Source organism: Rhodococcus sp. MEB032 (assembly GCF_030208925.1).
Classification (GTDB): domain Bacteria; phylum Actinomycetota; class Actinomycetes; order Mycobacteriales; family Mycobacteriaceae; genus Rhodococcus_F; species Rhodococcus_F qingshengii.
On sequence record NZ_JARVSY010000052.1, the window covers coordinates 1 to 17629 of the forward strand.

Genomic DNA, 17629 nt, shown 5'->3' on the forward strand with positions numbered 1-17629 from the left:
CGCCGTCCTCGCGCTTGCCGTACTGCTTCTCGATTCGGCGGATCGCTGCCCGCACCGCATCGCAATCGGCGATGTTCTTCGACGCCAGGCCAAGCAGGATCCCGCGGGCCTTGTCCACATCGGCCGGGGTCATGTTCTTGGGTGGATGCTGACAGAACGACGCGACCTGACGGGCTTTCAACGCATCAACGTCACCGCGGTGAAACGCATCGCCCACCACGGGTTCGAGCATCAGCAACCGCGCCAACCCGACCAGCAGGCCGCACTCACCGATCTCCAGATTCGTCGACCCGTGCAGCCATTGCGCGATCGCCCGAAAACCCTTCCCGCCGAGAACTTCCCGGGAAAACATCTCCACGATCAGCAGCACCATCCGCGACTGCAACTCGTGTCGGGCGCGCACCAGATCGAGAACCTCACCCTTGAGGTCCTCGCTATCCAGTTGCCATGCTTCCCGACTGTCCATGCTCGAAGTTTAATCGAACATACTTTCGATAACCAGAGACAAACCGGACAACTTCAAGAAGACCTACACTCGAGAGCTGTTGAGATGCATCGCTATTCGCGCAACCGCCGACGCGATTCGTTGACAGAGACTCGCAACTCCCCCAAAGGCACTTCACGACCCGACTCACTGCGCACCTCGACGCGAACGCGCTCACCAGTAGCGTCGTCGACCACCTCCAACGGTCCACCTTTTCCGCCGTGCAGATACTTGTCGCCCCACTGCATCAGCGCGAGAACCGCCGGCAGCAGGTCACGGCCCTTCTCGGTGAGCACGTACTCGTGCCGCGTCCGCTTTCCAGGCTCCTTGTACGGCACACGCTCGAACAGTCCCGCCTCAGTGAGTTCTTTCAGCCTCGCCGACGCAACCGCCTCGGTAATGCCGACTCGCGACGCGAAGTCGTCGAAACGCGTTGTGCCGTAATAGGCCTCTCGCAGAATGAGCATCGCGGATCGAGTGCCGACCACTTCCATGGCCCGCCCGATCGAACAGTGCGTGGCCCGCCAGGCGTCGCGATCTTCGAGCACTCCAGTCAGTCGTACAGCGTCCATGCAATTCACCATACCCCCTGGCTTGCCATAACCATAGCCAGAGTCTAGATTGCTGACTATGGAACTTCATAGCCAGCCGGTGCGGATCGGACCCCTGCTCGCGATACTGTCGGGGGCGCCGTTTGTCGCCAGCCTCGATCTTTTTGTGGTCAACGTGGCCTTCGGCGACATCGCCAAGAGCTACCCGGGTCACTCGCTCGGCGAGTTCAGTTGGATCCTCAACAGCTACGCGATCGTCTACGCCGCACTGTTGATACCCCTCGGACGCTGGGCGGACAGGATCGGGCACAAGCGCGCCTTCATCGCCGGCCTCGCACTGTTCACCCTCGCCAGCGCCGCCTGTGCCTTCAGCCCGTCCTTGTGGGCACTGGTGGTCTTCCGTATCGTCCAGGCAGTCGGCGCCGCAGCGCTCACCCCGGCCAGCCTCGGGCTTCTGATCAATGCGCTTCCCGCCGCGAAACGTCAATCCGGCGTTCGCATCTGGGCAGCCGCCGGCGCTGCAGCAGCTGCATTCGGCCCTGTCGTGGGCGGCATCCTCGTAGAGGCCTCGTGGCGCTGGGTCTTCCTGATCAATGTTCCAGTGGGCATCGTGTTGCTCTACTTCGCAGTCCGACTCGTACCGGATACAACACACAAGGATCCCGATGCCGGTATCGACTTCGTCGGCGCTGCCCTCCTCACCGTCGGAATCGGCTCTCTCGCCCTGGCACTCGTCCAGGGTCCGGACTGGGGATGGACCGACAATCGCGTTCTGATCGCCTTCGCCGTGGCTGCCGTGACACTACTCTCGTTCTGGTGGAGCAACTCTCGTCACCGGACTCCGTTGATTGCTCCGGATCTTCTGAAGATCCGCTCGTTTGCCTGGTCCAACGTCACCGCCATCCTGTTCAGCGCAGCATTCGCCGCGGGTCTTCTCTCGAACATCCTGTGGCTCCAGGAAGCCTGGGGATACTCCGCTCTGCGAACCGGTTTCGCCGTCTCACCGGGTCCGCTTCTCGTTCCGCTGTTCGCCATCGCCGGCGGATCGCTGACGCGCAGGTACTCGGCGGGACGCGTCGCCGCACTCGGCAGCCTTCTGTGGGCAGTCGGAACCGTACTCGTTCTCGTCTCGGTTGATACGACGCCCAACTACGCGACCGGACTCCTACCAGGCTGGATCATCGCCGGGATCGGTGTCGGTCTTGCCCTGCCGACCATTCTGTCGCAGGCCACGGCGGATCTGGCACCTGCCAGATCGGCCACCGGTAGCGCAATCGTCAGCATGAGCCGACAGATCGGAACCGTTCTCGGCGTGAGCGTTCTGATCGCGGTTCTCGGCTCTGCTGTCGACTACGACACCTTCCGCCAGGCCTGGTGGGTGATCTTTGCCGTCGCGCTTGTGTCTGCCCTGACATCACTGGGAATGACACCTGCGACCACACCCACCCCGGTTGTCCCTGTTGAATCCGCCATCCCTGAAAGGAATTTGTCATGAGAGACGCAGTTATCGTCGAAGCCGTTCGCACTCCGATCGGCAAGGGAAAGGCGAACGGCGCCCTGCACGGCATCAACGCCGTCGACCTCCTCGCCCACAGCCTCAAGGCGGTAGTCGAACGCACTGGAATCGATGCAGCACTGATCGACGACGTCATCGGTGGAGCGGTAAGCCAAGTCGGTGAACAGAGCCAGAATGTCACTCGCACTGCCCTTCTCGCCGCAGGCTACCCTGAGTCGGTACCGGGAACCACCGTCGACCGACAGTGTGGAAGTAGCCAACAAGCAGTTCATTTTGCCGCTCAGGGCGTCATTGCCGGTGCGTACGACATCGTTGTCGCTGCCGGAGTCGAGTCGATGAGCCGAGTCCCTATGGGCTCGAGCAGCATCGGGCGCGAATCACTCGGCGTGGGTTTCGAAGAGCGCTATCCGGACGGTCTGGTACCGCAGGGCATCAGCGCCGAATTGATCGCTGCCAAGTGGGGACTGAGCCGCACCCAACTCGACGAGTTCTCGGCGTCGAGCCATCGGAAAGCCGCGCTGGCAACCGAGAGTGGTTACTTCACCAAGGAACTCGCCACGCTCCCGCAGCTGTCGGTCGACGAGGCCATCCGCCCCGGCACCACGGTCGAGACCCTGGCCGGCCTACGGACCGCCTTCGAATCCGACTACTACGCACAGCGATTCCCACAGATCGACTGGTCCATCACCGCGGGCAACAGCAGCCCGCTTTCGGACGGCAGTTCGGCGGTGATGATCACGACCAGTGAGATCGCCGCGAAACTCGGCCTCACCCCGAAGGCACGATTGCACAGCTTCGCAGTTGCCGGCGACGATCCGCTCTACATGCTCACCGCGGTCATCCCGGCTACGCAGAAGGTCCTGGCCCGTGCGGGATTGACGGTCTCGGACATAGATCTGTTCGAGGTCAACGAGGCCTTTGCCCCCGTCGTCCTCTCGTGGGCAGTGGACACCGGCGTCGACCTGTCCAAGGTCAACGTCCACGGCGGCGCCATCGCGCTCGGCCACCCACTGGGCGGCAGCGGAACGCGGATCATGACCACCCTGGTCAACGCGATGGAGCAGCGCGGCGCGCGCTACGGACTCCAGACCATGTGTGAGGCAGGTGGGTTGGCCAACGCGACCATCCTGGAGCGCCTGGGCTGAGCAATCCCCGATGGACGGCATTCCGACATCAGTGACCGAGTGCCGTCCATTCGGGATCCGGCTTGCGCGCAACGACCCGAAACACGATTCCGCCCCGGCCGCTGCGCTGCACCTCGTCGATCAGGAAACCGGCGTTTTCGAGGTATTCAACCGGTTCACGGGTGAGATGATCGGCACCGAACCGAACAAAAAGCGGTTCGACGACCTTCATCAACGTTCGAGCAACAACGTTCTTGCTCGGTCCGTGCTCGGCGAGGACGAATCGACCACCGGGTACCAGGACTCGAAATGCTTCGTTCGCAACTCGGTCCGGATCGGGGATCGTGCAAAAGGCGTAGGTCGAGACCAACGTGTCCACGCACTCGTCGGGAACATCGAGTGCTTGCACGTCTCCGAGTCGTAGGTCGACTTCGGTCTTCACTCCCTCGGAGACCTTGAGCCTGGCCTGATCGAGCATCGCAGTCGAGATGTCCACGCCGATGACGTAATCGACGTCGTCTCCGTAGAGAGGCAGGTTCAGTCCGGTACCCACGGCGATCTCGACCACGCGGCCATGCGCCTGGTCCACGGCCCATTTCCGGGCGTCACCGAGCACAAAGCGTTCGAAGCGCCCGATCTGTCGGTCGTAGTGCGCCGCCATTGCGTCGAAAGTCTTGGCGACCTGTGCAGTGTCTGGTTCACGCATAGTGCCCCGTTTCGATCGATCTTCTGTGCAGTCTTACACGCGGGCACCGGGTCGGGAAGACCTTTCGTGACGAAGGGCAACCGACCTCGCGAGGTCGTCCCTGACGGATGCCCCCGGTATCGTTCCAGGTGACCTGACCTCACCTACGACGATCATGGATAGAGACCTCGTGCGATCAAGTAACTGCGTCACCGGTTCGGTCCGGCCACCTTTTTCCACTGATTCCACTGGAGGTCTGTGATGGCCGGCGGACTCTTCGCCCTGCTCGACGACGTCGCAGCCCTGGCTCGTATGGCTGCCGCCTCGATCGACGACGTTGCCGCCGCAACCGGTAAGGCGACCGCCAAAGCGGCCGGCGTCGTCATCGACGACGCAGCCGTCACGCCGCAGTACGTCCGTGGGCTCGCAGCCGAACGCGAGTTGCCCATCATCAAGCGCATCGCCATCGGATCGTTGCGCAACAAGCTGCTGATCATCCTTCCGATCGCTCTGCTGCTGAGTCAGTTCCTCCCCTGGCTGCTGACGCCACTGTTGATGGTCGGCGGCTGTTACCTCAGCTACGAAGCGGTTCACAAGATCTGGGGTGCAATCTTCGGCCACGGTGACCACCACGAGGCCGCTGACGAGCATCCTCGCGACGAAGAAGCAGTGGTTTCGGGCGCCGTCCGCACCGACCTGATCCTGTCCGCCGAGATCATGGTGATCGCACTCAACACCATCGCAGGCGAAGGCTTCTGGAGCCGATTGGTGATCCTTGCCGTCGTGGCGGTCGTCATCACCGTGGTCGTCTACGGCGTCGTCGGACTGATCGTGAAGATGGACGACATCGGATTGAAGATCGCCGAGACGTCGTCTGGCTTCACCCACAAGGTCGGCCGAGGCCTCGTTCGCGGCATGCCTCACGTGATGTCAGTGCTCTCGGTCGTGGGAACCGCCGCGATGTTGTGGGTCGGTGGCCACATCCTGTTGGTCGGCATCGACGAACTGGGCTTCCACCCGCTCTACGACGCCGTTCATCACGGCGAAGAAGCAGTCAGTGACATCGCCGGAGTCGGTGGCGTGCTGGCGTGGATCGTCAACACACTTGCCTCGGCAGCACTGGGCCTGGTGGTTGGCGCCGTTATCGTCGCCGCTCAACTGGGTATCACCCGCATGCTCGCAAAGCGTTCTGCGACGGCTTAGCTGTCGTGCCCGTGGCGGAGCACCATCTGCTCCGCCACGGTGCGTATCCCGTCACGCAAAGACGAGGGTTCGAGCACCTCGACGTCGGCTCCCAGCCCGATCAGCTGCGAGAGCGCGACAGCTTCGCTCTCGAGTTTCAGCTCGGCACTGACCCATCCGTCGTTGTCCTCTGGCCCCACTTCGACTGCAGCGGCAAGCTCGCCCACCACATCGGGGAGCCGGCGCCTGCCCTCTGGTGTCAATCGCACGCGACACTCGAAGCGAAGCAGCGACCGGTCGAACTCGGCCATCGACGCCGCCCACCACGACGGCAGGTCGAAATCCACCGGCCGAGTGAACGAATCATCTTCTACCACGGCATTTTTGATGCGCCCGACTCGAAACGACAGCGTTCGACCGTTCATCCCCGCCACCAGATACCAAACACCGGCTTTGATGACCAGACCCAGCGGATCGACCGTCCGCTCGCGATCGCGATAGGCGAAGCGCAGTCGACGCGAGTCCAGCACAGCGGATGTGACGATCGGAAGCGCAGAGATGTCGTCGACGCCGCCGAACCAACCCGGAACGTCCACGAGAATGCGGTCCTGCCACAACCGTGCGCTCTCGCGCAGCGGACCGGGCAGGGAGCGGAGCAGTTTGGCGCCCGCCGAACCGACGGCGTCTGATCGTCCGAGATCTGCAGCGATGGACGGCACACCCAACAGCATGAGTGCGGACGTCTCGTCGTCCGTCATGCCGGACAACTTGGATTGCCAACCGTCGAGCAGACGGATGCCACCACCGGGGCCGCTCTCGGTCCAGATCGGCACACCGGCAGCCGACAACGAGGCCACGTCGCGGTAGATCGTCCGCACTGACACACCGAACTCGTCGGCCAACTGCTCGGCGACGACGCCGCGACTCCCCTGCAAACGCAGCATGAGTTGGAGTAACCGCGCGGATCTCATGGACCGAACATTACCGAGAATCACTGACAGAAGTTGTCAGGAATAGGGGTGCACAATGACCGTCATGGTCACCTGGAAGCAGTTCTCCGAAGAAGTACCCGCTCTTGCCGACGCGGTCCTAGCGCGGTTCAAAGCCCACAAGCATCACGTCCTCGCAACGCTGCGCAAGGACGGCTCACCACGGGTCAGCGGCACCGAAGTCGAAATCCTCGACGGGCGTCTGGTGCTCGGTTCGATGTTCGGCGCACTCAAGGCGAAGGATCTCATCCGTGACGGGCGCTACGCCCTCCACAGCAATCCCGGCGAGCACACCATGGAGGGCGGTGACGCGAAGATCGCCGGACTCGCACGCGAGGTGACCGGCGACGAGTTCGAAGCCGTGCTCGCAAGCTACACCTACGAAGTTCCGAAGCCTCTGCACCTCTTTGTCCTCGACATCGACGAGGTGGTGCACACGACCGTCGACGACGAACACATGTATGTCGATCTCTGGAAGCCGGGCAAGGAGATCACCCGCTTCACCAAGTGACGTTCTTCTCGCAGTGCTCGCCGTTGGCACACGATTCCACCTGAACGGTGGCGTGGGAAAGACCGTGACTCTCGAGGACGGTGCGCGCGGATTCCAGAACGTTCGACGAATTCGCGTCACTGGTCAGGTGGACTGTCGCGACATCCATGCCGGTGGTGAGCGTCCAGACGTGTAGGTCGTGAACACCCATCACGCTCGGCAGCGCCGCCAGGTCGGCCTCGACCGCTTCGACGTCGACGTCGGCCGGCGAAGCCTGCGTCAGAATGCGCAGCGATGCTGCGGCCAGTTTGATCGCACGCGGCACCACCCACAGCGAGATGAGAACACCGACGACGACGTCTGCCCACGTCCAGTTGAACAGCAGGACAAGGCCACCGGCGATCAGAACGCCGACGCTACCGACGGCGTCGGCAAGCACCTCGAGGTAGGCGCCACGCACGGCCAGGCTGTCCTTGGAATCGCCGCGCAGCATCAGCATCACGACGATGTTCGCGGCCAATCCGGCAGCCGCCGTGATGATCAGGGCGCCGCCCGGGATCTCGGGTTCGTTACCGATGCGGCCGATTGCCTCGTAGAAGACCCAGGCGGCGACGGCCAGCAGCATCACCGCATTGGCCATGGCGGTCAGCACTTCGGCGCGGTGCCAACCGAAGGTCCTGGCCGCGGTGGTGCTGCCCCTCTTCGCGAGCAGCAGCGCCGTCAGTCCCATGGCCATACCCACCACGTCTGTGAGCATGTGACCGGCGTCGGCAAGCAGAGCCAACGAGTTGATCAGGATACCGACCGTGGCCTCGAGTACGAGGAACGCAACGAGGATCGCAAGCGCGATCGCCATTTTTCTGATGCGTTGCGGTGACGGTCCTACGCCGACCGAATCTGCTGCCGAGTGGCCATGTGAATGACCGTGCCCTGCTCCCATTTGTCCTGTTCCCTCCCAAGTCCTTCTCAGAGCATATGCATACATTCGCATACATACAATGAGTTGCTCAGTGAGCGGGAAACGGCAGAGGTCAGTGATCCGGCTCGTAGGCGGGATGAGGCACGGTGGGCGGCAGAGTGGCGATCGACGAGATTCGCTTCATGCCCGCGACCTGCAACAGGTCGACGACCAGCGATCGAATCTGGGCGAACACCACCGTCGAGGACAAGCCCGCGTTCTCCACTATCGCCGGTTTCAGTTCCTTCGCGACCGAGCGCAGGACGCGCGCTGCTTCGGCCTGATCAGGCTGCTCCCCCGGCTCCGCCAGGATCATGTCCTCGAGAACTTCGACGGCTTTCGACAAGCGCTCGACCTGAGCCACCAGACGCGGATCGAGGATCTCGTCGTCCCTGACCAACGTCAACGAACGACGCGCGAGCACTCGAATGTTGCGCATCGCGTTGTCGATGGGATCGGCTGTCGCCATGAGCCTTTCGAGGCGAGGCCGACTGTTCCAGTACAGCGGGGAGATTCGGCTGATCTCGCGACCGCCGAGAAGGTTACTGCGCAACCCGTCGATGGCACCCTGAGTTGCGCGCGCCTTCTGCAGTGCCTTGACGATCGGGTCCGGGTCATTCGCGACGAGGCCGTCTGCCACCAATTGCAGTACCTCGGAAGCTGTTCCGAGGATCGATGCAGCATCCTTGCGCGCGCGTCGTACCGGGTGGGTGGGGATGATCGCGACCACCGCGATACCCACCAGACCACCGACAAGGGCATCGATCATGCGATCGGGACCGCCGCTGCCGCCCGGCGGGATCAGCGTCGCCACCAGCACAGCCGAGTTTCCCGCCTGCATGGAGAAGATCGGCCCGCTGTTGAGAAGCACCGCGACGGACATCGCCAGCACGACAACCAAACTGATCTGCCACGGTCCGCTCCCGATACCGGAGATGATCAGATCACCGATTCCGATACCGACCGTGACTCCCGCAACCAACTCGAACGAGCGTCGTAGTCGTGCACCCAACGACAGACCGAGCGAGACCACAGCGGCAATCGGCGCGAAGAACGGCGCGTGGTGCCCGATCACCGTGGTGGCAACCCACCACGCCAATCCGGCCGCCAAGGCACATTGAATGATCGGTAGCGCCGACGTCTGAAGCCGACGCACCGATTTGCGAGCCCGGTCCTTGATGCCGGCCCGGCTCGGACGGAAACTGCTAACCGAGGCCAAGCGCTTCGGCGGCGTTGGGATCGCAGTCTTCGAGCAGATCGAGGCAACGCGCGTACTCGTCGGCTTCACCGATCGTCTTCGCGGCCTTGGCCAGGACTGCGACGCAACGCAGGAAACCACGGTTCGGTTCATGGCTGTAGGGCACGGGACCGAAACCCTTCCAACCGTTGCGACGCAGTTGGTCGAGTCCGCGGTGGTATCCGGTACGCGCGTAGGCGTAGGCCGTGATGGTTTCGCCCTTGTCCAGGGCAGCCTCGGCCAGGTAGGCCCACGCAATGGAGGCAGTGGGGTGGTCGGCCGCTACCTGGGCCGGTTCAGCGTGGTTGAGCAGTGCCGATTCCGCGTCGTCGTCGCCGGGAAGCAGAGTGGGCTTGGGTCCGAGCAGGTCACCGAATTGGGTCATGCGCTCATTGTGCCCGCTACGCCTTTCTGCCACAGGACCGCCTCGCCGACGGTCGGAGTTATGCAGGCTACATACCGGTCGTTACCCTGACATGGTCATTGCTGCATAAGACCGAAGGGTTACCCGTGCCGGACTCGAAAGACGACAACTCGAAAAAGAGCGCAGCACCGAAGGGTGCGCCCGAGAAGTCGGCCCCGACCGAACCTGCGACTGTGGCGATCCAGAAGACAGACAAGGCCTCGAAAGCGGACGGCGACGCCAAAGCTGCCAGCGCACCAACCGTCGCGATCCCCAAGGCAACTCAGGCAACCACAGCAGCACCGACACCCCAGCCCAAGCCGGAGCCTGCCACCGTCGCGATTCCAAAAGCCGCGCAGCCGACACCACCACCCCGGCAGGCTCCGACCCCACCACCACCGCAGCGCGCTGCGCCTCAACCACCGCAGCGCGCTGCGCCTCAACCGCAGCAGCGCGCCGCGCCTCAACGTGTGGGTGTCGCAGCGACCCCACCGCCGGCTCAGCCGATGCCGACTCGCATCGAGCCCGCCGCGCCGGAGAAGACCAAGCGCAGCGGCAAGGGCTGGTACATCGCGGCAGCAGCGGCCGGCGTCGCCGTCCTCGCGGCGATCGGCGTCGCCGTATTCGTCTCGTCCAACAGCGGTAGCGGTGAAAGCTCACCCGAAGCTCAGGTCCAGACCGCCATCTCGACGTATGTCGACGCTCTGCAGACCGGCGACCTGGCAACGCTGCGAACGTCGACCTGTGGGGCGTTGGGCGAGTACTACCGCACCATTCCCGACGCAGCGTTCGCGCAGGTCCACGACAATGCCGTCGCGCAGAAGACGATCCCGCAGGTCGGAGCCGTCGACGCGGTGCGCATCACCGACGACACCGCGATCGCTCAGGTCCAGGCGAGTTTGCCGAGCACGGGCGAGCAGTCGTGGCGCACGTTCGACCTCGAGCGCCAGGACGGCACGTGGAAGGTCTGCGATCCCAGCAAGTAGGTACCTGAACAGAAAATGCGCGCCGGCGAGAATTTCGCCGGCGCGCATTTTGTTCTGTGAAGCGCAGTTGTGAAACCGATCAGCCTGCCGACACCGAGCGTCCGGCCGACTTCAGGTCGTTGCACGCCTCGACGACGCGAGCCGTCATGCCGGCTTCGGCCTTCTTGAGGTAGCTGCGCGGGTCGTATGCCTTCTTGTTTCCGACCTCGCCGTCGACCTTGAGGACGCCGTCGTAGTTGGTGAAGAAGTGTCCGGCGATCGGACGGGAGAACGCGTACTGGGTGTCGGTGTCGACGTTCATCTTGACGACGCCGAAGTTCAGCGAGTCCTCGATCTCCGACTTCAACGATCCCGATCCACCGTGGAAGACGAAGTCGAAGGGCTGCGAACCGGAAGCCAGGCCGAGCTTGGCAGCGGCGACCTTCTGGCCCTCTTCGAGAACCTCGGGCTTGAGCTTGACGTTGCCCGGCTTGTAGACGCCGTGGACGTTGCCGAAGGTGGCGGCAAGGAGGTACTTGCCCTGTTCGCCGATGCCCAGAGCATCGACCGTCTTCTCGAAGTCTTCGCTCGAGGTGTAGAGCTTGTCGTTGATCTCGGCTTCGACGCCGTCTTCTTCGCCGCCGACGACACCGATCTCGACCTCGAGGATGATGCGTGCAGCCTTCGAGAGGGCGAGCAGTTCCTTGGCGATGGCCAGGTTCTCGTCGATCGGGATAGCCGAGCCGTCCCACATGTGCGACTGGAACAGCGGGTTACGACCGGCGTCGACGCGCTCCTGCGAGATCGCGAGCAGCGGACGCACGTAGGTGTCCAGCTTGTCCTTCGGGCAGTGATCGGTGTGCAGCGCGATGGTGACGTCGTACTTTGCCGCGATCACGTGTGCGAACTCGGCGAGCGCAACAGCGCCGGTGACCATGTCCTTGACGCCCAAACCGGAACCGAACTCGGCGCCGCCCGTCGAGAACTGGATGATGCCGTCACTGCCGGCGTCCGCGAAGCCCTTGATGGCTGCGTTGATGGATTCGGAGCCGACACAGTTGATGGCGGGGAAGGCAAAGGAATGCTCCTTGGCCCGACCAAGCATCTCGGCATAGACCTCGGGAGTTGCGATAGGCACGGCGGGAGTCCTCCATATACGTGTCGTTCGGAGCGCTCGGCGATGTGAAAGCGCTTCGTGTGGTCCTAGCAGTATGGCAAGTCCGACTCGTCACGTCTCTTTGCGGTCTCGGCCCGCCGCCACCGACGCGATGACCTGCGGTGGTGGGAAACACTCAGATTCGGCCGGTACTCTGGCCACCGTGAATGTGCAGGCAGCAACTGAATCCGTGACGAACCTGGCCTTGCTGCCCGGCTTCCTCGATCCCGTGAACCTCTTGAATTCCTTCGGAACGTGGGTTCTGGTGGGATTGCTTCTGGTGGTCTTCATCGAATCAGGCCTGCTGTTTCCGCTCTTGCCCGGCGATTCGCTCCTCTTCACCGCAGGGCTGATCGCGGCGTCCAAGTCCACCGAGATCGAACCGTTCGCGCCGCTGTGGGTGCTCCTGGTGACCATTCCGATCGCCGCGATTCTGGGTGACCAAGTCGGGTTCTACATCGGCGCCAAGGGCGGAACTGCCCTGTTCAAGACGGACGACGCGCGGTTCTTCAAGAAGAAGTACATCGACGAGTCACACGCCTTCTTCGAAAAGCACGGCCCGATCACCATTATCCTGGCTCGGTTCGTGCCGATCGTGCGTACTTTTGCTCCGGTTGTCGCCGGCGCTTCGAAGATGAAGTACTCACTGTTCCTGACGTACAACATCGTCGGCGGCATCCTGTGGGGTGCCGGCGTGACTTTGCTCGGCTACCTCCTGGGGCAGATCGAATTCATCCGCGACAATGTCGACTACATCTTCATCTTGATCGTCCTGGTGTCGGTTCTGCCGATCGTCTTCGAAATCGGGAAGCGAATTCTGGCGTCGAGACGTGGTGAAACGGCGAATACTTCCACTACGGACAATTCGACGGTGACAGTCCCCGAAGACCCCACCCCCTGATTGCAGAACGAGGCGAAGAACTGACGACGATGACGCTCGCATCCGGCAGTTTCTCCCCGCTCGAGACTGCCGGGCCTTTGTTGGTCTGGATCATCGTCGTCACGTTCGTCTTCATCGAGTGCGCGATCATCCTCGGGTTGTTTCTCCCCGGTGATTCGCTTCTGATCACAGCCGGAATCGTTCTTGCCGGCCACGAATCCGGCGCGGGCCACGTGTGGGCGTTGTCTGTCGGTGCGATGATCGCGGCCATTGCCGGCAACCAGGTCGGGTACGTCATCGGCCACCGGACCGGCAATCACATCAAAGCCCGTAAGGGCGGCAAGTACTTCACCGAGAAGAACCTGCACCGCGTGAACATCCTGTTGGAAAAACACGGGTTCTGGGCGGTCCTGATTGCTCGCTGGGTTCCGTGGGTGCGCACCCTGTGCCCGATGGTCGCGGGCGCAGCCAAGATGAACCACACGCGCTACACCATCGCGAGCACCATCGGCGCGATCATCTGGGCGCCCGTGCTCCTGCTACTCGGTTTCTACGGTGGCTCGTTCCTCGATCGCGTGCCGTGGTTGCTGCCCGCCGTGCTGATCGTGATGATGGTCAGCTTGGTCATCGGTACTGCGCTGGGAATCTGGCAGTACCGCAAGGAGATGGCCCGACCGGCCGAAGACGTCGAGGTCGAAGAAGTCCTCGACTAGAAGCTGACTGCTCAGTGCAGGTGGCTCTGGTCCCACGCCGGCAGCGGGTCTTCGTAGCGAGTCCATGCCCGCGGTCCTTCGCGTAGTTCGTCATCGGTCAGCAGAGCCGGATCGAGGATTCGTGACGGCGCCGCCGGGTCCAGTTTCACTCCGATGAACACGATCTCCTGCCCTGGCACCTCCGCCGCCGACGCCCACAGTTGAGCCGGTTCGATGACGAGGTTGGGGCCTGCCTGCGACCAGATCGCGGCGAACTCGGGCCGACTGGCGATCCAGCAGAATCCCTTGCTCCGCAGGAGTCCGGCGAACTGACCGAGCGCGGCCTCGAGTCGCGCCGGATGAAAGGGTCGCGAGGCGCGGTATGTGACGCTGCGTATTCCGTATTCCTCGGTTTCCGGGGTGTGCCCACCGGCCAGTTCCTCGTCCCAACCGGGTACCTGCGCAGCCAGTTCCGGGTTGTAGAGACCGGTTTCGAGGACACGGTCGAGGGTGACTTTGCCGTGATCCGTTCGAATCAGTTGAGCGGTGGGGTTGAGCCTGCGGAGCGTTGCCTCGACGGTTCCTGCCGCCCGCGGGCTCACCAGGTCGGTTTTGTTCAGCAAGATGACGTCGGCGAACTCCACCTGATCGACCAGGAGATCGGAGATGCTGCGTCCGTCCCCCTCCCCTGCTTCGAGGTTGCGTTCGTCCAGTCGTTCGCCTTTTGCCAGCTCGCCGAGGAAGGTCGACGCGTCCACCACGGTCACCATGGTGTCGAGCTTCGCGAGCGAGCCGAGGCTGAATCCGTCCTCGAATTCCCAGTCGAAGGTGGCCGCCACCGGCATCGGTTCGGAGATGCCGGTGGACTCGATCACCAACTGATCGAACCGTCCTTCTCGCGCGAGAGCGCCGACGGCGTCGATCAGATCCTCACGCAGCGTGCAGCAGATGCATCCGTTGGTCAGCTCGACCAACTTCTCTTCCGTGCGGTCGAGATGACCCTGGCCCGCGACGAGGGCCGCGTCGATGTTGATCTCGCTCATGTCGTTGACGATGACGGCGACCCTCCGGCCATCGCGATTGGCGAGAATGTGGTTGAGGAGTGTGGTCTTGCCTGCGCCCAGAAATCCGGACAGCACGGTTACCGGTAGCTGCTTCATTCCTTAATGGTAACCATTGTCATTATCGACAACAGTGGGCGGGCCTACTGCACTGCAGAGGCACTACCCGAGAACTGGCTCTCAGGCCTCGGCAAACCGAAATGATCACGAAGGGTCGTACCCGAGTATTCGGTCCGGAACAGACCGCGATCCTGCAGGATCGGGACCACACGCTCGGTGAAGATTTCGAGTCCACCCGGGTAGTACGGCGGCATGACGTTGAATCCGTCAGCAGCACCGCTGGTGAACCATTCCTCGATCGTGTCAGCCACCTGCTCGGCGGTTCCGGCAAACACCCGGTGCCCGCGCGCACCCGCCAATCGATGAAGGAGGCCACGAACCGTCGGACGCTCGCGCTCGACGATGCCGGCGATCACCTGCAATCTGCTTTGCTTGTTGTCGGTGACATCCCCTGCAGCCGCGAACAATTCGACAGGAACCGGTGCATCCAGTTCCAGATTCCGAACATCGGTCCCGGTGAGTGCACCGAGTTGCGCGAGCCCGTACTCCGGCGAAGTCAACTCGTTGAATTCTCGCTCGAGCGCCTTGGCTTGTTCCTCGGTGTCACCGATGAACGGGCTGATTCCCGGCAGAATCTTGACATGATCGGGGTTGCGCCCGAACTGCGCAGCCCTCGACTTGATGTCGGTGTAGAACGCCTGCGCATCGGAAAGTCTCTGGTGCGCTGTGAAAATCGCCTCCGCGTACTGACCGGCAAACGCGCGACCGTCGTTGGACGCACCGGCCTGCACCAGCACCGGGTATCCCTGCGGAGTTCGCGGTGCGTTGAACGGTCCCCGCACCCGCAGATGCCGGCCGACGTAGTTGATCTCGTGAATCTTGTTTCTGTCCGCGTAGATTCCGTTCTCCCGGTCCAGACTGATCGCGTCGTCCTCCCAGCTGTCCCACAACCGCACCACCGCGTCGACGAATTCCCGTGCGCGCGAATACCGGTCCCCGTGATCCGGGTGCTTGGCCAGCCCGAAGTTGGCTGCCGCCAGATCCGTACCCGTGGTGACGATGTTCCACCCCGCGCGTCCGTTCGAGATGTGGTCGAGCGAGGCGAACAGCCGAGCCAGGTTGTACGGCTCGTAGTACGTGGTCGACGCCGTCGCGATCAATCCGATTCGCTCGGTCGCCACTGCAATGGCCGTCAACAAGGTGATCGGCTCCAATGTCCCTGCGGGACCGTGCTCGACGTCGCTGCGCAACGCGGGACCGTCGGCGAAGAAGATTCCGTCGAACTTCGCCGCCTCAGCAGTGCGAGCGATCTCCTGGAAATACGTGACGTCGAACAGACGTTCCGGGGTTGTCCACGGATGACGCCACGCCGCTTCGTGATGACCGGCGGGGTGGATGAACGCGTTGAGGCTCAGTTGGCGCGGAGAATCAGACATGCCTGAATGCTGGCAACTGCCGCCGCAGTCCGACAGGGTTAGGGTTCGCGTGATTCCAACTCAGGGTGGGCAGGTCGGTATCGTCACATGGGTGAGCCGCGTAGTTGTAGCCGAGTTCGTACCGTCCGGAGCGACAGCAACTGTTCTTCATCAGTGGTGTGAGGTGTTCGCCGAAGGCCAGCGTCACCTGTCCGGGACTGCGCCGACAGCGACTGCGCTGATGGAAATGATCGAGGCCGAAGACAATTCGGCCGATGTACGGCGTTGGATTGCACGCGACGCCGGCACCGACGAGGTCCTCGGCATCGCCCAGGCACGACGCAACTCGGCCGAAGCCGATCTCGCAGAGTTTCGGATGTACGTGACACCCCACGCGCAGCGACGAGGGGTGGGACGAGCGCTTGCCGAACTCGTCGAAGTCGACATCGCCGGGTTCGGCGTGCGAAGAATCAGAGTGACGGCGCTCGTAGGAAGCGCAGCCGAGCATTTCCTGCGATCGTTCGACGGTCACCGCGTGTTGCTTCGGTTGGCCAACCAGGTCCAGCACCTCAGTGCTCCCACCGCACACAGCGCTCGCCCCGGCTATCGAATCGTCAGTTGGCGCAACCGAACCCCGGACGAGCTGGTCCACTCCTTCTCGGAGGCATTGAACCGACTCCTCGACGCGCCGGGCGCCGAACTGCAGGTGCCCGAACGCAATTGGGGAGCCGACGAGGTCAGATCGTGGGAACAGAAGATGACGGACGGCTCTCAAGTGCTCCTGGTGTGCTGCGCGGTCGACGACAGCGTCGGCGAAGTAGCCGCAGCGACAGTGGTGACGGTGGACGAACATGACAGCACCCACGCATCGCAGCACGACACCGTGGTACTTCCCCAGCACCGCGGGCACGGTCTCGCTCAGTGGGTCAAGGAGCAACAAGCGTCTGTATTGGCAGCTGAATTTCCCTCCCTGCGAAAGATTTACACAACGGTGAACGCGGAGAATCACCCGATGCTGACCGTCAATCGGAGCCTGGGATACCAGACCGTCGCGGAGCGGATCCTGGTGGAAATCAGGAGAGCCGAGAGTGCGCCGCACAAGCCTCGGTGACGATCTTCCTCCACAGGAGCGGGTGAGACTGCCAGAAGTTGTGCGCGACACCGTCGACGACCTCGAAACTACCGTTAGGCACGAGCTCGGCCAGTTGCTGCAACGGCCACGACGGGCGAATGTCGTCGGCCGCCGCGAGAAATGTCATGGGCACTGGTGAGTCGGCCAACTGCCGAAACAGCTGTGGTTCATGGATCCATTCGATGAACGATTCTTGAAGCGATTGCCAGACAACAGGTTCCCAAGGTATCTGCGGGTCCGGCTCGATTCCCGCTTCGTACTGCTTCGACCATGTCCGGTCCTTGTGGAGGCCGTGCCCCGCGATGCCGACGACGCCGGACACCGATTCCGGACAGTCGAGTGCGTACCGCACCGCCAAGTCGGATCCCCACGAGTGCCCCAGCACGACCCAGCTGTCGATCTCGAACGTGCGTCGGACGAGTTCGAGGTCCGCAACGGCCTGCGCCATCGTATGAGCGCCGCCACCGGACCGGCCGACTCCGCGTGGCTCAGGGCACCACGCGCGCATTCCTTCCGGAACCAGCTCGTCGTGAGCAAGATAGTGAACGCATCCCGGGCCGCCGGAGAGAACCAGAACGTCCGCCCCTGCCCCACCGACATCGATGTGAAGACGTACGCCGTCCGTGTCGACCGCGTGCCCGGATTCCAT

Annotated in this window: 18 protein-coding genes and 1 pseudogene; 8 read left to right on the forward strand and 11 right to left on the reverse strand. The window is 62.9% G+C overall.

The features are described 5' to 3' along the window. Together QRN54_RS31730 and QRN54_RS31735 are read right to left on the reverse strand one after the other, a co-directional pair. Positions 1-466: pseudogene (locus QRN54_RS31730) on the reverse strand (HNH endonuclease signature motif containing protein); the annotation flags it as partial. 92 nt (positions 467-558) lie between these two features. Then, a complete protein-coding gene (locus QRN54_RS31735) occupies positions 559-1056 on the reverse strand; it encodes a winged helix-turn-helix transcriptional regulator (RefSeq protein WP_064074681.1) in 498 nt (165 codons plus the stop codon). Between the two features lie 58 nt (positions 1057-1114). On the opposite strand from QRN54_RS31735, the gene QRN54_RS31740 reads away from it, so the two are divergent. Together QRN54_RS31740 and QRN54_RS31745 are read left to right on the forward strand one after the other, a co-directional pair. Next, on the forward strand, positions 1115-2530 hold the full coding sequence (locus QRN54_RS31740) for an MFS transporter (RefSeq protein ID WP_064074654.1): 1416 nt from the start codon (positions 1115-1117) through the stop codon (positions 2528-2530). Continuing rightward, entirely contained in the window at positions 2527-3696 is a 1170-nt protein-coding gene (locus tag QRN54_RS31745; RefSeq protein ID WP_285183916.1) for a thiolase family protein, read from the forward strand. The genes QRN54_RS31740 and QRN54_RS31745 overlap by 4 nt, the downstream gene beginning before the upstream one ends. Positions 3697-3724: 28 nt before the next feature. Here QRN54_RS31745 and QRN54_RS31750 read toward each other — a convergent pair whose 3' ends face one another. Continuing rightward, positions 3725-4381: a class I SAM-dependent methyltransferase gene (locus QRN54_RS31750; RefSeq protein ID WP_042452162.1), complete on the reverse strand. Its 657-nt coding sequence runs from the start codon at positions 4379-4381 to the stop codon at positions 3725-3727. Between the two features lie 240 nt (positions 4382-4621). Here QRN54_RS31750 and QRN54_RS31755 point away from each other — a divergent pair, with 240 nt between their 5' ends. Then, on the forward strand, positions 4622-5563 hold the full coding sequence (locus tag QRN54_RS31755; protein ID WP_007726787.1) for a DUF808 domain-containing protein: 942 nt from the start codon (positions 4622-4624) through the stop codon (positions 5561-5563). Here QRN54_RS31755 and QRN54_RS31760 read toward each other — a convergent pair. After that, positions 5560-6513 (reverse strand): helix-turn-helix transcriptional regulator, encoded by a 954-nt coding sequence (locus tag QRN54_RS31760; protein WP_064074653.1) that lies wholly within the window; start codon positions 6511-6513, stop codon positions 5560-5562. The genes QRN54_RS31755 and QRN54_RS31760 overlap by 4 nt on opposite strands. Before the next feature lie 64 nt (positions 6514-6577). On the opposite strand from QRN54_RS31760, the gene QRN54_RS31765 reads away from it, so the two are divergent. After that, on the forward strand, positions 6578-7042 hold the full coding sequence (locus QRN54_RS31765) for a pyridoxamine 5'-phosphate oxidase family protein (RefSeq protein WP_054800940.1): 465 nt from the start codon (positions 6578-6580) through the stop codon (positions 7040-7042). On the opposite strand, the gene QRN54_RS31770 is transcribed toward QRN54_RS31765, so the two are convergent. The 3 genes from QRN54_RS31770 to QRN54_RS31780 all read right to left on the reverse strand — a co-directional run bounded on the left by QRN54_RS31770 (position 7032) and on the right by QRN54_RS31780 (position 9601). After that, complete coding sequence (locus QRN54_RS31770) at positions 7032-7961, reverse strand: cation diffusion facilitator family transporter (RefSeq protein WP_007726784.1); 930 nt, start codon at positions 7959-7961, stop codon at positions 7032-7034. The two genes, QRN54_RS31765 and QRN54_RS31770, sit on opposite strands and share 11 nt — an antisense overlap. A 91-nt stretch (positions 7962-8052) precedes the next feature. After that, entirely contained in the window at positions 8053-9198 is a 1146-nt protein-coding gene (locus QRN54_RS31775; RefSeq protein WP_003944297.1) for an FUSC family protein, read from the reverse strand. Further along, on the reverse strand, positions 9185-9601 hold the full coding sequence (locus QRN54_RS31780; RefSeq protein WP_007726781.1) for a DUF3151 domain-containing protein: 417 nt from the start codon (positions 9599-9601) through the stop codon (positions 9185-9187). The genes QRN54_RS31775 and QRN54_RS31780 overlap by 14 nt, the downstream gene beginning before the upstream one ends. Positions 9602-9726: 125 nt before the next feature. Here QRN54_RS31780 and QRN54_RS31785 point away from each other — a divergent pair, with 125 nt between their 5' ends. Then, on the forward strand, positions 9727-10605 hold the full coding sequence (locus tag QRN54_RS31785) for an Rv0361 family membrane protein (protein WP_285183921.1): 879 nt from the start codon (positions 9727-9729) through the stop codon (positions 10603-10605). 79 nt (positions 10606-10684) lie between these two features. Here QRN54_RS31785 and fbaA read toward each other — a convergent pair whose 3' ends face one another. Beyond that, the gene (gene fbaA, locus QRN54_RS31790; RefSeq protein WP_007726777.1) at positions 10685-11722 is read right to left on the reverse strand and encodes a class II fructose-bisphosphate aldolase; all 1038 of its coding nucleotides are present in this window, start codon (positions 11720-11722) and stop codon (positions 10685-10687) included. A gap of 181 nt (positions 11723-11903) precedes the next feature. Between fbaA and QRN54_RS31795 the strand changes: the two genes are divergently transcribed. Both QRN54_RS31795 and QRN54_RS31800 read left to right on the forward strand, forming a co-directional pair. Further along, positions 11904-12641 (forward strand): VTT domain-containing protein, encoded by a 738-nt coding sequence (locus tag QRN54_RS31795; RefSeq protein ID WP_003944390.1) that lies wholly within the window; start codon positions 11904-11906, stop codon positions 12639-12641. 29 nt (positions 12642-12670) lie between these two features. Further along, positions 12671-13333 carry a DedA family protein gene (locus QRN54_RS31800; RefSeq protein WP_003944306.1) on the forward strand — a complete coding sequence of 221 codons (663 nt, stop codon included), beginning with the start codon at positions 12671-12673 and terminating at the stop codon, positions 13331-13333. A gap of 11 nt (positions 13334-13344) precedes the next feature. On the opposite strand, the gene QRN54_RS31805 is transcribed toward QRN54_RS31800, so the two are convergent. Then, positions 13345-14472 (reverse strand): GTP-binding protein, encoded by a 1128-nt coding sequence (locus tag QRN54_RS31805; RefSeq protein ID WP_003944416.1) that lies wholly within the window; start codon positions 14470-14472, stop codon positions 13345-13347. A 44-nt stretch (positions 14473-14516) separates the two neighbouring features. After that, positions 14517-15869, reverse strand: coding sequence for an LLM class flavin-dependent oxidoreductase (locus QRN54_RS31810; protein ID WP_063314834.1), 1353 nt, complete (start codon positions 15867-15869; stop codon positions 14517-14519). 91 nt (positions 15870-15960) lie between these two features. Between QRN54_RS31810 and QRN54_RS31815 the strand changes: the two genes are divergently transcribed. Further along, positions 15961-16959, forward strand: a complete 999-nt coding sequence (locus tag QRN54_RS31815; RefSeq protein WP_234552028.1) for a GNAT family N-acetyltransferase — start codon at positions 15961-15963, stop codon at positions 16957-16959. Here QRN54_RS31815 and QRN54_RS31820 read toward each other — a convergent pair. Next, positions 16922-17629, reverse strand: a complete 708-nt coding sequence (locus tag QRN54_RS31820) for an alpha/beta fold hydrolase (RefSeq protein ID WP_047269488.1) — start codon at positions 17627-17629, stop codon at positions 16922-16924. The two genes, QRN54_RS31815 and QRN54_RS31820, sit on opposite strands and share 38 nt — an antisense overlap.

What these genes read in the sequence shown, in the direction of transcription:
- QRN54_RS31735 (WP_064074681.1), bottom strand. Translation starts at nt 1,056, where the DNA reads ATGGACGCTGTACGACTGACTGGAGTGCTCGAAGATCGCGACGCCTGG.
- QRN54_RS31740 (WP_064074654.1), top strand. Translation starts at nt 1,115, where the DNA reads ATGGAACTTCATAGCCAGCCGGTGCGGATCGGACCCCTGCTCGCGATA.
- QRN54_RS31745 (WP_285183916.1), top strand. Translation starts at nt 2,527, where the DNA reads ATGAGAGACGCAGTTATCGTCGAAGCCGTTCGCACTCCGATCGGCAAG.
- QRN54_RS31750 (WP_042452162.1), bottom strand. Translation starts at nt 4,381, where the DNA reads ATGCGTGAACCAGACACTGCACAGGTCGCCAAGACTTTCGACGCAATG.
- QRN54_RS31755 (WP_007726787.1), top strand. Translation starts at nt 4,622, where the DNA reads ATGGCCGGCGGACTCTTCGCCCTGCTCGACGACGTCGCAGCCCTGGCT.
- QRN54_RS31760 (WP_064074653.1), bottom strand. Translation starts at nt 6,513, where the DNA reads ATGAGATCCGCGCGGTTACTCCAACTCATGCTGCGTTTGCAGGGGAGT.
- QRN54_RS31765 (WP_054800940.1), top strand. Translation starts at nt 6,578, where the DNA reads ATGGTCACCTGGAAGCAGTTCTCCGAAGAAGTACCCGCTCTTGCCGAC.
- QRN54_RS31770 (WP_007726784.1), bottom strand. Translation starts at nt 7,961, where the DNA reads ATGGGAGCAGGGCACGGTCATTCACATGGCCACTCGGCAGCAGATTCG.
- QRN54_RS31780 (WP_007726781.1), bottom strand. Translation starts at nt 9,601, where the DNA reads ATGACCCAATTCGGTGACCTGCTCGGACCCAAGCCCACTCTGCTTCCC.
- QRN54_RS31800 (WP_003944306.1), top strand. Translation starts at nt 12,671, where the DNA reads ATGACGCTCGCATCCGGCAGTTTCTCCCCGCTCGAGACTGCCGGGCCT.
- QRN54_RS31805 (WP_003944416.1), bottom strand. Translation starts at nt 14,472, where the DNA reads ATGAAGCAGCTACCGGTAACCGTGCTGTCCGGATTTCTGGGCGCAGGC.
- QRN54_RS31810 (WP_063314834.1), bottom strand. Translation starts at nt 15,869, where the DNA reads ATGTCTGATTCTCCGCGCCAACTGAGCCTCAACGCGTTCATCCACCCC.
- QRN54_RS31820 (WP_047269488.1), bottom strand. Translation starts at nt 17,629, where the DNA reads ATGGAATCCGGGCACGCGGTCGACACGGACGGCGTACGTCTTCACATC.